Here is a 1,502-nt window from a genome sequence, read left to right on the forward strand (position 1 = left end):
CGCCGCAAGCGCGGGCAACAGATCGGTCGCGCCCGGCACCGCAACGCGCGGCGTGCGGATCGAGTCCGGAACGGGGAACGCGGGCGTTGTCGGCACGACGTCGGCAAAGCTGGTGACGATGATTTCGCGCAGGCGTACCTCGCCCCTGACCTGCTCGATGACGGGCATGAGTTGGTCCAGCGACACGATCACCTCAGCCTGGCTGTCGTTGAGCGCGTAGGACAGCTCGAACGCGCGCGACAGCGGGCTGACCGGAACGTGGATCGCGCCGAGCTTCAGGATGCCGAAGAACACGATGTGGAATTGCGGGCAATTCGGCAGGAACACGGCGACGCGATCGCCCTTGCGAACGCCCTTGGCCGCCAGCAGCGCCGCGAAGCGGTCGCTCTGCCGGTCGAGATCCGCGTAGGTCGTGACGTGGCCGTAGAAGATCACCGCGGGACGTTCGGGACTGCGCTTCGCCCAGGCGCGCAGATATTCCGTCAAGGGAACTTCGCCGTGCAGATAGTTCGGCGAACGCGGCAGGCCCTTCGGCCAGGCCTTGTCCCACAGGCCGCGCAAGGTGGCGAGGTAGTCCTGTTCGTTGAGGCCTGCGCTCATGAGGTCTTCCCGTGCTGCTTTTTTTCTTCGCGCAGGCACGCACGTGCCGTCGCTCGACGTCACTACACGTCGAGCACGGCAGAGTTCATGTCAAGAAAAACAGCATCCGCGCCGCAGCCGATGCCGCGACGCGGAAATACCAAAAAGGTGCAGCGCGTTTCGTTACGCCGCGCGCACGCCCGCGACGAAGACGCTGACCTCGTTCTCGAGGGATTGCAGTTTCTGCGTCAGCCGGCCGCTCGACTGCAGCACGAGGCCGGCGGCCTGGCCGGTCTCTGCGGTCGCATCGGTCACGCCGGAGATGTTTTGCGAGACCTGGTCGGTGCCGGAGGCCGCCTCCTGGACGCTATGGGCGATCGCCTGCGTGGCGGCGCCCTGCTCCTCGACGGCGGCGGCGATCGAGGAGGAGATCTCGTTGACCTCCATGATGGTGGCGCGGATGCTCTCGATGTTGCCGACGACCTGATTGGTCTCGGCCTGGATCGCGGTGATCTGGGCGCCGATCTCGTCGGTCGCCTTCGCGGTCTGGCTCGCCAGCGACTTCACTTCGCTCGCGACCACCGCAAAGCCCTTGCCGGCTTCGCCGGCCCGCGCCGCCTCGATGGTGGCGTTGAGCGCGAGCAGATTGGTCTGCGAGGCGATCTGGTTGATGAGGTCGATGACTTCGCCGATCTTGTGCGCGGCCGCAGCCAGCCCCTGCACGGTGTCGTTGGTGCGCTGACCGTCGGCGGCAGCCTTGTCGGCCACGGTCGCGGCCTGCGCGACGCGCTGGCTGATCTCCGATATCGAGGACGACAATTCGCCGGCGGCGGAGGCCACCGTCTGCACGTTGTCCGAGGCCTGCTGGCAGGCGGAAGCGACGAAGCTCGCGCGGTCGCTCGCCCGGTTCGCGGTCTCCGACA

The 1,502-nt window shown here is 67.0% G+C and carries 2 protein-coding genes; both read right to left on the bottom strand.

Going from position 1 to position 1,502, the window contains the following annotated elements; translation table 11 throughout:
* Positions 1–600 (bottom strand): AMP-binding protein (locus MOV75_RS37690; RefSeq protein ID WP_247007946.1); only part of this gene is annotated, 600 nt, incomplete at its 3' end.
* 162 nt (positions 601–762) lie between these two features.
* The coding region (locus tag MOV75_RS37695; RefSeq protein ID WP_247007947.1) for a methyl-accepting chemotaxis protein at positions 763–1,502 on the bottom strand (740 nt) is incomplete at its 5' end.

Origin of the sequence: Bradyrhizobium sp. PRIMUS42 (assembly GCF_023006515.1) — a bacterium.
Classification (GTDB): domain Bacteria; phylum Pseudomonadota; class Alphaproteobacteria; order Rhizobiales; family Xanthobacteraceae; genus Bradyrhizobium.